At 68.3% G+C, this 13,987-nt stretch carries 13 protein-coding genes; 12 read left to right on the top strand and 1 reads right to left on the bottom strand.

Features of this window, described 5'->3' with window-relative positions:
* Window positions 1-20: 20 nt before the first annotated feature.
* Entirely contained in the window at window positions 21-722 is a 702-nt protein-coding gene (locus Q0833_RS15290) for a M48 family metallopeptidase (RefSeq protein ID WP_298436768.1), read from the top strand.
* Between the two features lie 39 nt (window positions 723-761).
* Entirely contained in the window at window positions 762-1,409 is a 648-nt protein-coding gene (locus Q0833_RS15285; protein WP_298436766.1) for a GntR family transcriptional regulator, read from the top strand.
* Here the strand turns inward: Q0833_RS15285 and Q0833_RS15280 are convergent.
* Window positions 1,406-2,416, bottom strand: coding sequence for an NAD-dependent epimerase/dehydratase family protein (locus Q0833_RS15280; RefSeq protein WP_298436763.1), 1,011 nt, complete (start codon window positions 2,414-2,416; stop codon window positions 1,406-1,408). The two genes, Q0833_RS15285 and Q0833_RS15280, sit on opposite strands and share 4 nt — an antisense overlap.
* Window positions 2,417-2,525: 109 nt before the next feature.
* On the opposite strand from Q0833_RS15280, the gene Q0833_RS15275 reads away from it, so the two are divergent.
* The 10 genes from Q0833_RS15275 (at window position 2,526) to Q0833_RS15230 (ending at window position 13,984) form a co-directional block, all read left to right on the top strand.
* Window positions 2,526-4,274 (top strand): DUF2793 domain-containing protein, encoded by a 1,749-nt coding sequence (locus Q0833_RS15275; protein WP_298436760.1) that lies wholly within the window; start codon window positions 2,526-2,528, stop codon window positions 4,272-4,274.
* Window positions 4,275-4,368: 94 nt separating this feature from the next.
* Complete coding sequence (locus Q0833_RS15270; RefSeq protein WP_298436757.1) at window positions 4,369-5,400, top strand: SDR family NAD(P)-dependent oxidoreductase; 1,032 nt, start codon at window positions 4,369-4,371, stop codon at window positions 5,398-5,400.
* On the top strand, window positions 5,397-6,518 hold the full coding sequence (locus Q0833_RS15265) for an NAD-dependent epimerase/dehydratase family protein (protein WP_298436754.1): 1,122 nt from the start codon (window positions 5,397-5,399) through the stop codon (window positions 6,516-6,518). The genes Q0833_RS15270 and Q0833_RS15265 overlap by 4 nt, the downstream gene beginning before the upstream one ends.
* Window positions 6,515-7,648: a non-hydrolyzing UDP-N-acetylglucosamine 2-epimerase gene (gene wecB, locus Q0833_RS15260; protein ID WP_298436751.1), complete on the top strand. Its 1,134-nt coding sequence runs from the start codon at window positions 6,515-6,517 to the stop codon at window positions 7,646-7,648. Before Q0833_RS15265 ends, wecB begins: the two co-directional genes overlap by 4 nt.
* A complete protein-coding gene (locus tag Q0833_RS15255) occupies window positions 7,645-8,235 on the top strand; it encodes a sugar transferase (RefSeq protein WP_298436748.1) in 591 nt (196 codons plus the stop codon). The genes wecB and Q0833_RS15255 overlap by 4 nt, the downstream gene beginning before the upstream one ends.
* Complete coding sequence (locus Q0833_RS15250; protein ID WP_298436745.1) at window positions 8,232-9,110, top strand: sulfotransferase; 879 nt, start codon at window positions 8,232-8,234, stop codon at window positions 9,108-9,110. The genes Q0833_RS15255 and Q0833_RS15250 overlap by 4 nt, the downstream gene beginning before the upstream one ends.
* Entirely contained in the window at window positions 9,107-10,228 is a 1,122-nt protein-coding gene (locus Q0833_RS15245; protein WP_298436742.1) for an aminotransferase class I/II-fold pyridoxal phosphate-dependent enzyme, read from the top strand. Before Q0833_RS15250 ends, Q0833_RS15245 begins: the two co-directional genes overlap by 4 nt.
* Window positions 10,225-11,412, top strand: coding sequence for a glycosyltransferase family 4 protein (locus Q0833_RS15240; protein WP_298436739.1), 1,188 nt, complete (start codon window positions 10,225-10,227; stop codon window positions 11,410-11,412). Before Q0833_RS15245 ends, Q0833_RS15240 begins: the two co-directional genes overlap by 4 nt.
* Entirely contained in the window at window positions 11,409-12,488 is a 1,080-nt protein-coding gene (locus Q0833_RS15235; RefSeq protein ID WP_298436736.1) for a glycosyltransferase family 4 protein, read from the top strand. Before Q0833_RS15240 ends, Q0833_RS15235 begins: the two co-directional genes overlap by 4 nt.
* Entirely contained in the window at window positions 12,485-13,984 is a 1,500-nt protein-coding gene (locus Q0833_RS15230) for a hypothetical protein (protein WP_298436733.1), read from the top strand. The genes Q0833_RS15235 and Q0833_RS15230 overlap by 4 nt, the downstream gene beginning before the upstream one ends.
* The last annotated feature ends 3 nt before the right edge of the window (window positions 13,985-13,987 follow it).

The raw sequence follows: 13,987 nt of genomic DNA, 5'->3' as shown, positions 1-13,987 counted from the left end.
AGCCCCCGGTCGGAGGCATCATGCCCAGCCCAGCGCAAGACCAACTACCCGTGCCCGGCGCGCCCGGCCTGTCGGTCGTGCTGCGGCCGTCGAAGCGCGCGCGGCGGATGACGCTGCGGGTCGGACGTTCGGACGGGGTGGTCGCACTGACGCTTCCGAGGGGGATCGCGATCGACGAGGCGCAGGCTTTCATCGCCGCGCAGGCGGGATGGATCGCGCGGCAGGTCGCGGCGGTGCCCGCTTTGCGGCCGGTTCGGGTCGGCGGGACGGTGCCGCTGATGGGGCTCGAGCGGCCGGTGATCGCAGGGCCGGGCCGCGCCGCGCGATATGTCGGTGATGCCATCGCCGTGCCCGACGACGCGAGGGCCGGGGCGCGCGTGAAGGTGCTGCTGCGCGAGATGGCGCGCACTCATCTGGTCGAGGCGGTCGATCGCCACGCGGCGATCCTCGGGCGTGTGCCGGGTCGGATCACGATGCGGGATACGCGCTCGCGCTGGGGGTCGTGCACGTCGCGGGGCGATTTGATGTTCTCGTGGCGGCTGATCATGGCGCCGCCCGAGGTGCTGGATTACGTCGCGGCGCATGAGGTCGCGCATCTGGTCCACATGGATCACTCGCCGCGATTCTGGGCGCAGGTCGAGGGGTTGATGCCCGACTGGCAGCCGCGCCGCGCGTGGCTCCGGACCCGCGGAACGGAGCTCCATGCGGTGGACTTCGCCTGAGCCGTTGCGTTTGGGGCGCGGGCGGGGAACAGTCGCGCCATGCTGCTGAACCCGCTTCCCGATGGTGCCGGAGCCGCCCATGACCGCCTGTATCGCAGCCTGCGGACGCGGATCATGCATGGCGAACTGCCGCCGGGGCAGGCGCTGACGCTGCGCGGGATCGGCAAGGACTACGGACTGTCCATGACCCCGGTCCGCGAGGCGCTGCGGCGATTGGTGGCAGAGGGGGCGTTGTCGCTTTCGGCCAGCGGACGGATCGCGACGCCCGCCCTGTCGAACGACCGGATCGAGGAACTGGCCGCACTGCGCTCGCTGCTCGAGCCGGAGCTGGCGATCCGGGCGCTGCCGCGCGCGCATCTGGCGCTGGTCGACCGGATGGAGGCGATCAACACCGCCATCGCCGAGCAGATCGCCAAGCACGACGCGTCGGGCTACATCCGGACCAATCTCGAATTCCACCGGACGCTCTATCTGCGGGCCCAGGCGCCCGCGATGCTGGCCATGGTCGAAACGGTCTGGTTGCAGATGGGGCCGACGATGCGCGCGCTCTACGGGCGGCTGAACCGGACCGAACTGCCCAAGAACCACCGGATGATCGTCGCGGCGCTGCGCGCGGGGGACGAACCAGGGCTAAGACTGGCGGTGCGGGCGGACGTCACACAGGGATTGCGCTTGCTGGCGGGTTAGAGGTTCTTCCACGTCTTGAACCATTCGGCGAACAGTCGCGTCCCCTCGCGGTAGTCGGTCTCGGGGGCATATCCGGTCAGGCGGTGCAGTAGGGTGGCATCGGCCCAAGTCGCGGGCACGTCACCGGTCTGCATCGGCATCATGTTGCGGATGGCTTTCGTACCCAACGCGTCTTCGAGGGCTGCAATGAAATCCATCAGGTGCACCTTGTCCGAATTTCCGATGTTGACCACCCGGTAGGGGGCGACCGGCGAAAGGCTGTCGCCCTCGGGCACGGCACCATCCGTGGGCCGCACGGGTGGGACGTCGATCAGGAGCGCGATGGCGCGGACGAGGTCTTCGACATAGGTAAAGTCCCGCCACATCTCGCCGCCATTGTAGATGTCGATGGGCTTGCCCGCGGTGATGGCCTCCGCGAACTTGATCGGCGCCATGTCGGGGCGGCCCCAGGGCCCGTAGACGGTGAAGAACCGGAACATCGTGATCGGCAGGTCGTGGATATGGGCCCAGGCGTGGCCCATCGCCTCGGATGCCTTCTTGGTCGCCGCATAGATCGTCAGCGGCGTGTCGGCCTTCTGGTCCTCGCGGAACGGCATGTCGGTATTCGCGCCGTAGACCGACGACGTGGACGCCATGAGGAGGTGGGTGACCGCGTGCCGTCGCGCGGCCTCCATGACGTTGAAGGTGCCGACGACATTGGCGTCGATATAGGCGCGCGGAGCCTCGAGGCTGTAGCGGACGCCCGCCTGACCCGCGAGATGCACGATGAACTCGGGTGCGAAGGCATCGATCGCGGCGTCGAGCGCGGCCTGGTCCTCCAGCATCCCTTCGGTGGCGGCGAAGCGTTCGGACTGGAGCAGCATGGCGTGACGCCGCCGCTTGAGCGCGACGTCGTAATAGTCGGTCATGCCGTCATACCCCCGCACCTCGTGTCCCTGCGACAGCAGCAGCCGGGCGAGGTGGAAGCCGATGAAGCCGGCGGTGCCGGTGATCAGGATGCGGGACATGGGGGCGCCTTTGGCCAGGGTCCGGGCCGCAATGCCCCATCGGGACGGGGCGCGGCAACCTTTCGTTAATTGCTCCATCCGAGTCCTGCCATCGTCACAGGAGGGATCAATGACCCAGTCATCCGAACGCTCGCGCCTTCTGGCGCTGCCTTATATCCAGGCCAACCAGGCCCAGAAGCACGTCACCCACAATGAGGCCCTGCGGGCGCTGGATGCGATCGTGCAGCTCTCGGTCGAGGGCGTCGCGGCGACCCCGGACCTGACGCCGGACGAGGGCGACCGCTGGATCGTGGCAACCGGCGCAACGGAGGCGTTCGCGGGTCAGGACGGCGCGATCGCCGTGCGGACGGACGGGGCCTGGGCGTTCCACGTTCCGGCTGAGGGCTGGCTGGCCTGGGACCGGGCAACGGCTCTCCTCCGGGTCTGGACCGGATCGGACTGGGATCAGGCCGGCGGCGCGCCCGAGACGGTCGACCGGATCGGCATCGCCACGGGCGCCGACGACACCAACCGGCTCGCCGTCGCCTCGGAAGCGGTGCTCGTCACCCACGCGGGCGCGGGGACGCAGGTGAAGCTGAACAAGGCCACGGGCGGCGACACGGCGTCGCTTCTCTTCCAGACGGGATGGTCGGGTCGGGTCGAGATCGGGACGGCGGGCGACGACGATCTGCACGTCAAGACGAGCGCCGACGGCGTGACCTGGACCGAGGCGATGGTGCTCGATGCGGCTACCGGGCGTGCGCGGTTCCCGGCGGGCCTCGACGGCCTCACCGATCCGGCCTTCGGGACCGAGGCACCGATCACGGCGGCTTATGTAGCGTCGCGGGGCCTCGACCTGATGACGAACGGCACCGGCCTTCTGGGCAACGGCTACAACTACCCGGATGCCTTCACGTTCGACACGGCCCTGACGCCGGGCATGGCGGGGTCGAACCTCTACCGCGGCTACTATCCGGGGCCCGTGGCGACCACCGAATCCTTCCCCGTCGATCCCTCCGCGACCTACCGGATGAGCTGCGCCATCCATCAGGAGAGCATCGCGGGCGACTGGTCCGCCCATCCCAACGAGAGCCGTCACCAGCAGCTGATCGGCCTCATCCTGAAGGACATCGACGGGCTCCAGATCAACCCGCTGCACCACATGCGGTTTCGCCATGGCGGCGTCGACAGCCTGACCGAGCTTGCGGCACCCCTGGCCCCCGGCGACACGGTGGTCTCGCTCGTCGACGCCAGCGGCTGGAACGAGACGGTGCAGACGGCGAACCGGCGCGGCATCATCATCTTCGGTTATCGCAATTCGGGCGGGTTCCTCTATTCCGACTATAGCCGCATCTACCTTGCGGACCTGTTCGACCTGACCGGCGTGGACAAGGTGGCGAACACCATCACGCTGAAAGCGCCGCTGCCCGCCAGCATGGCAAATCCCGACGACGCGAACGGCATCTGGCCCGCGGGCACGCGGCTGGCCAATACCGACAGCGGCGGAACCTACAAGTACGTGGCCAGCGAGGGATACGTGCTGCCGCAGGACGACACCTGGTATCGTGCGACGGGTTATATCGGGGGTACGGATCTCTCCGGGCGGAATGCGGCGACGAACTTCGCGCCGGGCACGGCGGCGGCCCAGGCGATGTGGCTGCCCAATTTTTCGAACCGGGCGGGCGGTTACACCACCTATGCCGACACGGGCGCGCAGCATGGGGTTCGTTTCGCAGGCCTCTCCTTCGCCCCCGAGCCGCTGGCCGCGGGGCAGCGCACGGCCGATGGCAGTGTCGATCTGAAGGTACCGGTCGCGGACTATGCGCTCGGGACGATCGGACTGGCCCCCGCGGGGCGTAGCCTGACCGAGATCGACTGATACGGCGCGGCGGGGCCCGGGTGGCCTTCACGGGGTGAGGTTGCCATAGTCGGCAGGGCCGAATCGATGGCTCTGCCGAGAGGAAACCGTGCCCATGGGCCTCACGCACGAAACCGTCCTGATCACGGGCGGGACGGGGTCGTTCGGACGAAACATGCTGCGCGATCTGCTCGCCCGCGGCGTGCCCGAAATCAGGGTTCTCAGCCGGGACGAGGAGAAACAGGACGCGCTGCGCAACGAGCTGCGCGACGCGCGGGTGCGCTTCCATATCGGCGATATCCGCGATCGGAGCACGGTCGACCGCGCCATGAAGGGCGTTGACGCGGTGTTTCATGCCGCCGCCCTGAAGCAGGTGCCGTCCTGCGAATTCTTTCCGCTCGAAGCCGTGCGGACGAACATCCTCGGCTCCGAGAACGTGCTCGGGTCGGCCGTTTCGGCCGAGGTGCGCGCGGTTGTATGCCTTTCGACGGACAAGGCGGTCCTGCCCGTCAACGCGATGGGCATATCGAAGGCGATGATGGAGAAATTCGCCGTCGCGCGCGCCCGCGAGGTCGGGGATGACGGGCCGACCGTCATCTCCGCCGTGCGCTACGGCAACGTGATGTATTCGCGCGGGTCGGTGATCCCGCTCTTCGTGCGCCAGATCCGCGAGGGACGGCCGATCACGGTGACCGAGCCGTCGATGACGCGGTTCCTGATGCCGCTGCGCGACAGCGTGGCCCTCGTACACCATGCATTCGAGAACGCGCGGCAGGGGGATCTCTTCGTCAAGAAGGCGCCGGCCGCGACCATCGCGGACCTCGTCACGGCCCTGACCAACCTGTTCGATGTGCCGGACCATCCGGTCGATGCGATCGGCTGGCGGCATGCCGAGAAGCTTTACGAGACGCTGGCCACGGGGCTGGAACTCGCCAAATCGGAGGATATGGGCGACTACTTCCGCATCTCGATGGACGAGCGTGATCTGAACTACGCGCCTTACCTGTCGGAAGGCGATCCCGCGGGGCGTGGGGCCGAGGATTACCATTCCCACAACACCGAACGCCTGGATGTCGCGGGCGTCGAGCGTCTTCTGCTGTCCCTGCCCGAAATTGAAGCGGCCCTCGCCGGGTGGCGGACGCGATGAAGATCGTCGTCACCGGCACGGCGGGGCTGATCGGTCACCATGCGGCGGTCCGGTTGCACGCCGCCAACTGCGCGGCACGGTTTCGCGGCGACGCGCCGCCCTACCGATCCGCTGCGCTGGATCGCGCCGGGTTTCAAGACGACGCCACGCTGCGGGAGGCCGTGACCGATGCGGATGCGGTGCTGCACTTCGCGGGCGTCAATCGCGGCCCGGACGATGCGGTCGAAGCGGGCAATCCCGCGATCGCGCGCCGCTTGGCCGAGGCCTGCCGCGACGCCGGATCGGCGCCCCATGTCGTCTATGCGAATTCCATCCATGCCGGGACGGCGACCCCCTACGGACGTTCGAAGGCGGCGGCGGCCGAGATCATCGCCGGGATCGGCTCGATGACCGACCTGCGCCTGCCGCATATCTTCGGCGAGGGCGCGCGCCCCTTCTACAACAACGTCACCGCGACCCTGATCGCCAAGCTTCTGGCAGGTGAGAGGCCCGATCTCGACCCGGATGGCAGGGTCCAGCTTCTCCATGCCGGGGCGGCCGCGGAAGTCGCCATCGGCGCAGCCCTCTCAGGCGAACCGGGGCGGATCGAGCCCGAGGGCCGGTCGATGCCGGTGCCCGACCTCTGGGAGCGGTTGCGCCGGTTCCATCGGCTCTACACCGCGAACACCTATCCCGACCTTTCCGATCCGTTCGACCGCGACCTCTTCAACAGCTACCGCGCCGCCACATACCCCGACGGCTGGCCCCGCCCGCTGACCCAGAACACGGATGCGCGCGGCATGCTCTTCGAGGCGGTGAAGGGCGGTGGCGGCGGCCAGACCTTCCTGTCTAAGACGGCACCGGGCGTGACCCGCGGCGACCATTTCCATCTCGGCAAGGTCGAGCGGTTCCTCGTGCTCGAAGGCGAGGCCGATATCCGGATGCGGCCCGCGCTGGGGACAGCCGTGCGCACCTACCGCGTCACCGGGGCGGCACCCGCGGCCGTGGACATGCCCACGCTCTGGACCCATTCCATCGAGAATGTCGGTCCGGACCCGCTCTTGACCCTGTTCTGGACCCACGACCTCTTCGACCCGACCGCACCCGATACCTACGCCGACAAGGTTCTCGAGACATGACCCTCAAGGTGATGACCATCCTGGGCACCCGGCCCGAGATCATTCGGTTGAGCCGGGTAATGACGCGGCTGGAGACGCATCTGGACCATGTGCTCGTGCATACCGGCCAGAACTGGGACCCGCGCCTGAGCGACGTCTTCTTCGACGATCTGGATTTGCGGCCGCCGGATCACTGGCTGGGCGTCGGCGGCGGCACGCTCGGCGAGACGCTGGGCGCGATCCTGACGAAGTCCGAAGCGGTCATCGCCGCCGAGGCGCCGGATGCCGTTCTGATCCTCGGGGACACCAATAGCGCCATCGCGGCCATCATGGCCCGCCGCATGAAGGTGCCCGTCTATCACATGGAGGCGGGCAACCGCTCCTTCGACCGCAATGTCCCCGAGGAGACGAACCGCCGTCTCGTGGATCACGTCGCGGATTTCAACCTCGTCTATACCGAGCACGCGCGGCGGCACCTGCTCTCCGAGGGCATTCATCATCGGCGCATCTACCTTACCGGCTCGCCCATGCGCGAGGTGCTGGACCACGCGCGCCCCAAGATCGACGCCTCGGACGTGGTGGCGCGGCTCGGTCTGACGCGGCGCGGCTATTTCATCGTCTCGCTTCACCGCGAGGAGAATGTCGACAGCCCCGAGCGGCTCGGCGCGCTCGTCTCGATCCTCGGGTCACTGGCCGCCCGGCACGACATGCCGCTCGTCGTCTCGACCCATCCGCGTACCCGCGCGCGACTGGACGACCTGGGGCAGGAAGCCGACGCCCGGATCCGCTGGATGGAGCCGTTCGGCTTTCACGACTACAACGCCCTCCAGATGCAGGCCTTCTGTGCCATCTCCGACAGCGGGACGATCGCCGAGGAGTCGGCGATCCTCGGCTTTCCGGCTGTCACGCCGCGCGACGCGATCGAGCGGCCCGAGGCGATGGACACAGGTTGTATCGCGGTCACAGGCCTCGATCCCGAGACGATCCCCGAGGCCGTGGACGTCGCCGTCGCCCTTTATGCCGAGCGGGAGGCCGCGGGCCGCTCCCGCGAGATCCCGGTGGACTACGCCGTCACCAACACCTCCGAACGGGTGCTCCAGCTGATCCTCGGGACGGCACGGCTTTCGAACGCGTGGGACGGGATCCGATGACCGACGGCGAACGCCTCCAGAAGCGCGCGTTCGATCTTGTCGGCGCGGGGCTCGGACTGGCGATGCTCTGGCCGGTGATCGCGGTCTGTTGGGTCGTCGCACGCCGGGACACGGGCGCGAGCGGTTTCTTTCTTCAGACGCGGATCGGGCAGTTCGGCCAGCCGTTCGAGGTCATCAAGATCAGGACGATGCGGCTCTCGGACGGTCCCCTGATCACGACGGCCGACGATCCGCGGATCACGCCGACGGGGGCGCTCCTGCGGCGCTGGAAGCTCGACGAGCTGCCGCAGCTCTGGAACATCCTGCGCGGCGAGATGTCGTTCGTGGGACCGCGCCCCGATGTGCCGGGCTATCTCGACCGCCTGGAAGGGGAGGGGCGACGGGTCATGTCGCTTCGACCGGGCATCACCGGCCCGGCGACCCTGAAATACCGCGACGAGGAGGCGTTGCTCGCGGCGCAGGCCGACCCGGTTGCCTTCAACGATCGGACGATCTGGCCCGACAAGGTGCGGATCAACCTCGCTTATCTCGACGATTGGAGCCTCGCGGAGGATATCCGCTATATCGTCAGGACGCTGCGGCCGTGACGGACGAGCCGCTCCCGTTCCAGCCCCTGATCATCATCGGCGCCGCCCGTTCCGGCACGAACGCGCTGCGGGACATGCTGACCCGGCTGCCCGGCTTCGGCACCTGGCCCTGCGACGAGATCAACGCCGTCTGGCGACACGGGAACCTGCGCCATCCGTCCGACGCCCTGCCGCCCGAACGCGCGACGGCCGAGATCCGGTCTTTTGTCCGGGGTGCCTTCGTCGCCGCCTGGCGGCGACAGGGTCACCCCGACATCCTGGTCGAGAAGACCTGCGCGAACACGCTCCGGGTGCCCTTCGTCGACGCGATTCTGCCGGAGGCGCACTTCGTGCATATCCTGCGCGATGGACGCGCGGTCGTCCCCTCGGCGATGAAGCGCTGGCGCGGCGAGCTCGAACTTCCCGCCCTTGGCTACTACCTGCGAAAGCTCCGCTACGTGCCGCTCATTGATCTCCCCGTCTATGCGGGCCGCTATTTGAAGAACCGCATCGCGCTTCGGTCCGGGTCCGCGCCGCGCATGGCGATGTGGGGTCCCCGGCCGGACGGGTTTCGGGCCGACCCGGAGGTGCCGCTTGATGTCCTCTGCGCCCGGCAATGGGGCCAATGCGTCACCTCGGCCTCGACCGCGCTGGCCGACATCGCGCCCGACCGCCGGATCACGATCACCTATGAGCGCATGGTCGCGAACCCCGCGACCGTGCTGACCGAGATCGCCGGGATGTTGGGCCGGTCGCCATCCCCGGACGACATCGGGGCCGCCTCCGACATGATCCGCAGGGGCGCGGCCCGCGACCTGCCACCACTTTCCTCCGAGGCGGAAGCGCATATCGCGTCGGTCCACGTCGCGCAGCAAGGCGGAGGCGACGCGGCATGAGGATCCTGCTGTCCAAGCCGCATATGGGCGGCACCGAGATCGCCCATGTTCAGGCAGCCTTCGATGCCAATTTCATCGCGCCCGCCGGCCCGCAGCTCGAGGCGTTCGAGGCGGCCATCGCTGCGCGGCTGGGGCATGGCGTGCATTGCGTCGGACTGTCGTCGGGATCGGCGGCTCTGCATCTAGCACTCAGGATTGCCGGTGTGACGCGCGGCGACGAGGTCTGGACGACCTCGATGAACTTCGCGGGCGGCGTCTTCCCGGTCCTCTACGAAGGTGCGACGCCCGTCTTCTTCGACCTCTCGCCGGCAAGCTGGACGATCGACACGGACCTCCTCGAGGCGGCGCTGCGCGATGCGGCGACGGCCGGAACCCTCCCGAAGGTCATCGTTCCGACCGATCTGTACGGGCAATCGGCAAATCTCGCCGCGATCGAGGCCCTCGCCGTGCAGCATGGCGTGCGCGTGGTGGTGGACAGCGCCGAAAGCCTCGGCGCGACGATCGGGGGCCGCCCGGCGGGCACCGGCGGCGATGCCGCGATCCTCAGCTTCAACGGCAACAAGATCATCACCACGTCCGGGGGCGGGATGCTCGTGACCCGGCACGCGGACTGGGCGGACCGGGCGCGGTTTCTTGCCACGCAGGCGCGCGATCCCGCGCCGCATTACGAGCATTCGACCTATGGCTACAATTACCGGCTGTCGAATGTCTGCGCGGCGATCGGGCTCGGCCAGCTCGACGTGCTGGATGCTCGCATCGCCGCCCGCCGCGCAATCTTCGCGCGCTACGCGGATGCGCTGACGCCCCTCGGGGTCCGGATGATGCCCGAGCCGGACGGCCATCGCTCGACGCACTGGCTGACCGCGCTCGCGCTGCCCGAGGGTGGCCCCGACCGCGAACGGATGCGCCGCACGCTGGCGGATCACGGGATCGAGGCGCGCCCGCTCTGGAAGCCGATGCATCTGCAGCCGCTCTTCGCGGGCGCCCGTTATGTTGGGCAAGGCGTGGACGAAGACCTCTTCTCGCGTGGCCTCTGCCTGCCCTCGGGCAGCGACCTGACCCGTTCCGAGCAGGACGAGGTGATCGGCCGCGTCAGCGACCTTCTGTCGCCGGGATGAAGATCCTCCTCACCCACCGCTATTTCTGGCCGGACAGCCCGCCCTATGGCTGGATGCTCAAGGCCATCGCGGAAACGCTGTCGGCGGCGGGGCATGACGTCCACGTCCTGGCGTCGATCCCGTCATATACCGATGACGCGCCGGAGGCGCCGATGCGTGAGCGGATCTGCGGCATGTCGGTACACCGGGTCGCCGTACGGGCGGAAGGGTCGCGGGCGGGCAGGGTGCGGGCATCGAACGCCTTGGCCTATTGTCGCGCCATTCGTCGGGAGGTCGAAGATCTCCGCCCGGATGTCGTGACGGCGTCCAGCTTCCCGCCGGTGATCGCCGCCGCCACGGCGTCGGCCGCGGCGCGCCGTGTCGGCGCCGCCTTCGTCTACCACGTGCAGGACGTCCATCCCGAGGCCAGCCGGATCAGTGGCGGGCTGGTCGGTCGGTCGCCGGTCTATGATATGCTACGGGTACTGGACACGCGCACGCTGAAGCGCAGCGACGCGATCGTCACCCTGTCCGAGGACATGGCGCAGACGATACGGGCGCGCGGTGCGTCCATTCCCGACGTCACCATTCTGAACAATTTCACACTCGATGCGCCATCTGGCCATGCACCCGTGCCGCCCGACAGCGGACGGCGGCGGGCCATCTTCGCGGGCAACATGGGGCGGTTCCAGGACCTTCCGGTCCTTCTGGAGGGGCTTTCGTTGGCCCTCGATCGATCCCCGGACTGGGAGGTCGTCCTGATGGGTGACGGGGCTCTCCGCGCAGATCTGCGGGCGCGGTTCGGGGACCATCCGCGCATTCGCTTCCTCGACCGGCGACCTTACGCCGAGGCCGAGCCAATCATTGCCGGTGCCGATATCGGTCTCGTTTCACTTCGAAGCGGGATCGAGGCGGTCGCCTACCCGTCGAAGACGGAAACCTATCTCGGGCTCGGTCTGCCCGTGCTGGTGCTGGCTGATCCCGAACGTGCCCTGGCCTCGGATATCGAAGGCAAGGGGCTCGGACGGGTTACGGCAACGCGGGACCCCGAGGACATCGCGGCGGCCTTCGCGGCGCTGACCGCGCCCGAGACCCTAGCCCGTGCCAAGGCGGCAGTGCGGGCCCGCCCGGATGCCGCAACGGCGCGTATGGCTGCGCTGGACGCCTGGGTGGACCTGATGGCGCGCATCCGGGCGGCGCGATGAGCCCCCATATCGCGATAGACGCCCTGAACCTCGCGCAGGGCGGCGGCGTCGTCGTCATGGACCGGATCGCCGATGCGCTCGAACGGCGCGGCGCGAAGGTCACGGTTATCACGTCGCGGACCCTGCCGGGGAACGCGGCGTCGCAGGCGGGCACACGCCTCGTGCATCCGCAGGCCTCGGGAATCCTGCGCACCCAGGTCTTTCGCGCGACCAGATTGCCCGACCTGCTGAGACATGTCGGAGCGGACGCGGTTCTCAGCCTGAATTACCACACGCCGACCGACCTGCCGCAGGCCACCTTCCACATGAACCTGATCCCGTTCCTGCCATGGCGTGAACGGCGTCGAGCCGTCGGAAGCCTGCGCGCATTCGCCCAGCGGCGCGCGGCGCTGCGGGCCTTGGCGCGATCAAGGCTGAACCTCTTCGAATCCTGCTATCTGCATGACCGTGCGGCCAACATGACGGGCCGCGCTGACGTCGGCGAGGTCTTGCATATCGGCGTCGACCTTCCCACGCGGCCCCCTGCCGAACCGGTTCCCGGCCGCCTCATCGCCGTGACCTCGGGTGCCCGACACAAGCGAAATGCATTGGCGATCGAGGCGTTTCGACGATACCGCGACGCGGGCCGGCCGCATGCGACGCTCGATCTGGTCGGAAACGCCGCCGACATCCGAGCGTCCTTGCCCGAGCGCCTGCGCGTGGCCATCGAGAGCGACCCGACCATTCGCTGGAGGGGCTATGTCGCGCCCTCCGCGCTGGAGGAGATGCTGGCCATATCCTGGGCAATGCTGGCAACGTCCGCCCTAGAATCCTTCTTCATGGTCGCCGTCGAAGCGATGGCAGCGGGATGCCCCGTTGCGGGATACGATGTCGCCTCCATACGGGAGAGCGTTGGCCCCTCGGTTCCCCTCGCGCGGGATGGCGATGTCGACGGGCTCGTGACACGGCTCGTCGCGCTCGATGATGCCTCGAGACGGGCGACGGAGGTCGAGGCGGGTCGGCTATGGGCCCGGACGTTCGATGCGCGAAGCTGCGCCGACAGGATCGCGGCGCGCCTGATCGAAGGTCTGTCGTGACGGGGCCCGCTCCGATATCCGAGCGGGCGCGGATCCTGTCGAATTACGGGCGCCTCGCCGTCACCTTCGCGTCGGGACTTCTGATCATTCGCCTGCTCGGCGGAATCGACGCGGATATGCTGGCCGCCTATCTCCTGATCGTCGCGATCACCGGCTTCGCGCAGATCGGCAAGATCGTACTTCAGGAATCGGCCGTTCCCATTCTCGGCGCCAGTTGGGCCGGCCCGCCGACGCGTGCGGCCGACGCCGTCGCGACGGTTCGGCGTGCAGCCGTTCTGGCGGCGCTGATCGGCGGGCTGGGTTTTGCCGCTTTCACGATGTTCGCCGGACCCGGCCTGGGCGAGATCGCGTCCGGGCCGCTGCGCATCGCCATGGCCTGCGCGGCGATACAACTGGTGGCATCCAGCCTCGCGACGCCCGCGCTCTACGGCCTTCTCGTGTCCGGACGGGTGATCGCGTTCAACCTCGCCCTGACAGCCGAGCGCCTCGCGGAGCTGGGGGCCATTCTCCTCGTGGTCTGGCTCGTCACCGATCCGGATCCGAATACCGGGCTCGTCGCATTCTACGTCGTGGCCACGATCATCTATTGCGCCGTGCAGGCGCTGGTCGTCCTTGCCGGACGCAAGACCAGTCCACAGCATCAGGAGTCCAGTTCGGTCGGATCTGGCCACCCGGATCTCGCGCTCCTGCGGAATCTCGTTGGATACAACCTCCTGATCGTCGTCGGATTCCTTTTGCATCTCAGGCTCGGCACGCTGGCGGCGACCTTCGCCTATGGTCCCGCGGGCACGCTGGCGCTCGGGATGGCGTTCCTGATGATGGCCTATACCCGCCAGGCGACGATGGGGCTCGTGATCGGGCTCGACGCGTCGATCTCGCGGATGCGCCACGCAGCGGAGGCCTCGCGGCTCCTGCGGCAGAGCACGTATCTCCAGGCTGTCTTCGCGGCCTTCCCTCTGGTGGGGCTTTGGCTTCTCGCCGAACCGCTCTTGCAGATTTGGCTCGGACCCGCGCTGTTGGGGGGGGATGTCCGTGTCGAACTGATCGCATGGGCCGTTCGGCTGCTTATCGTCGGGGCCTACGCGCGGGCCGTCTCGGAGCCGTGGATGAAGCTTCTGAACGGGCGCGGGGCGGTCGGTGACTACGCGCCCGCCCTCTTTTTTGGCGCGCTGTTGAACGCCGGCGTCCTCGGGGCGGTGCTGTTCTGGCAGCCCTCGCTCGGCATGGCCATCGCGATGATCACCTCCGCCTTCTCGGCCATTCACCTCGTCGTGCATCTCTGGGTCTTGCCCCGTGCGGTCGCCCGAAGGCTCGGTGGGACGGCGGGGCGCTTGTGGGGCATCGCAATCGCGCCACTCGCGTTGGCATCGGCGCTCGCTGTGATGTGCCTGTGGCTTCCGGGGTCAGCGCAATGGATCTACGTGCCGGTCGCGATGGTCTTGATGGCAGCGATGATGCACCCTGCCGTGCGAGCCGGGTTCGTGGACAAGGCCTGAGGG

The sequence above is a fragment of the uncultured Jannaschia sp. genome (genome assembly GCF_947503795.1).
In the GTDB taxonomy this organism is placed as follows: Bacteria; Pseudomonadota; Alphaproteobacteria; order Rhodobacterales; family Rhodobacteraceae; genus Jannaschia.
This window is presented reverse-complemented; position numbering and strand designations above follow the sequence as displayed.

Excerpts from the sequence above, each read along its gene's own strand:
- Q0833_RS15290 (WP_298436768.1), top strand. The coding sequence starts at position 21 with ATGCCCAGCCCAGCGCAAGACCAACTACCCGTGCCCGGCGCGCCCGGC.
- Q0833_RS15285 (WP_298436766.1), top strand. The coding sequence starts at position 762 with ATGCTGCTGAACCCGCTTCCCGATGGTGCCGGAGCCGCCCATGACCGC.
- Q0833_RS15280 (WP_298436763.1), bottom strand. The coding sequence starts at position 2,416 with ATGTCCCGCATCCTGATCACCGGCACCGCCGGCTTCATCGGCTTCCAC.
- Q0833_RS15275 (WP_298436760.1), top strand. The coding sequence starts at position 2,526 with ATGACCCAGTCATCCGAACGCTCGCGCCTTCTGGCGCTGCCTTATATC.
- Q0833_RS15270 (WP_298436757.1), top strand. The coding sequence starts at position 4,369 with ATGGGCCTCACGCACGAAACCGTCCTGATCACGGGCGGGACGGGGTCG.
- Q0833_RS15265 (WP_298436754.1), top strand. The coding sequence starts at position 5,397 with ATGAAGATCGTCGTCACCGGCACGGCGGGGCTGATCGGTCACCATGCG.
- wecB (WP_298436751.1), top strand. The coding sequence starts at position 6,515 with ATGACCCTCAAGGTGATGACCATCCTGGGCACCCGGCCCGAGATCATT.
- Q0833_RS15255 (WP_298436748.1), top strand. The coding sequence starts at position 7,645 with ATGACCGACGGCGAACGCCTCCAGAAGCGCGCGTTCGATCTTGTCGGC.
- Q0833_RS15245 (WP_298436742.1), top strand. The coding sequence starts at position 9,107 with ATGAGGATCCTGCTGTCCAAGCCGCATATGGGCGGCACCGAGATCGCC.
- Q0833_RS15240 (WP_298436739.1), top strand. The coding sequence starts at position 10,225 with ATGAAGATCCTCCTCACCCACCGCTATTTCTGGCCGGACAGCCCGCCC.
- Q0833_RS15235 (WP_298436736.1), top strand. The coding sequence starts at position 11,409 with ATGAGCCCCCATATCGCGATAGACGCCCTGAACCTCGCGCAGGGCGGC.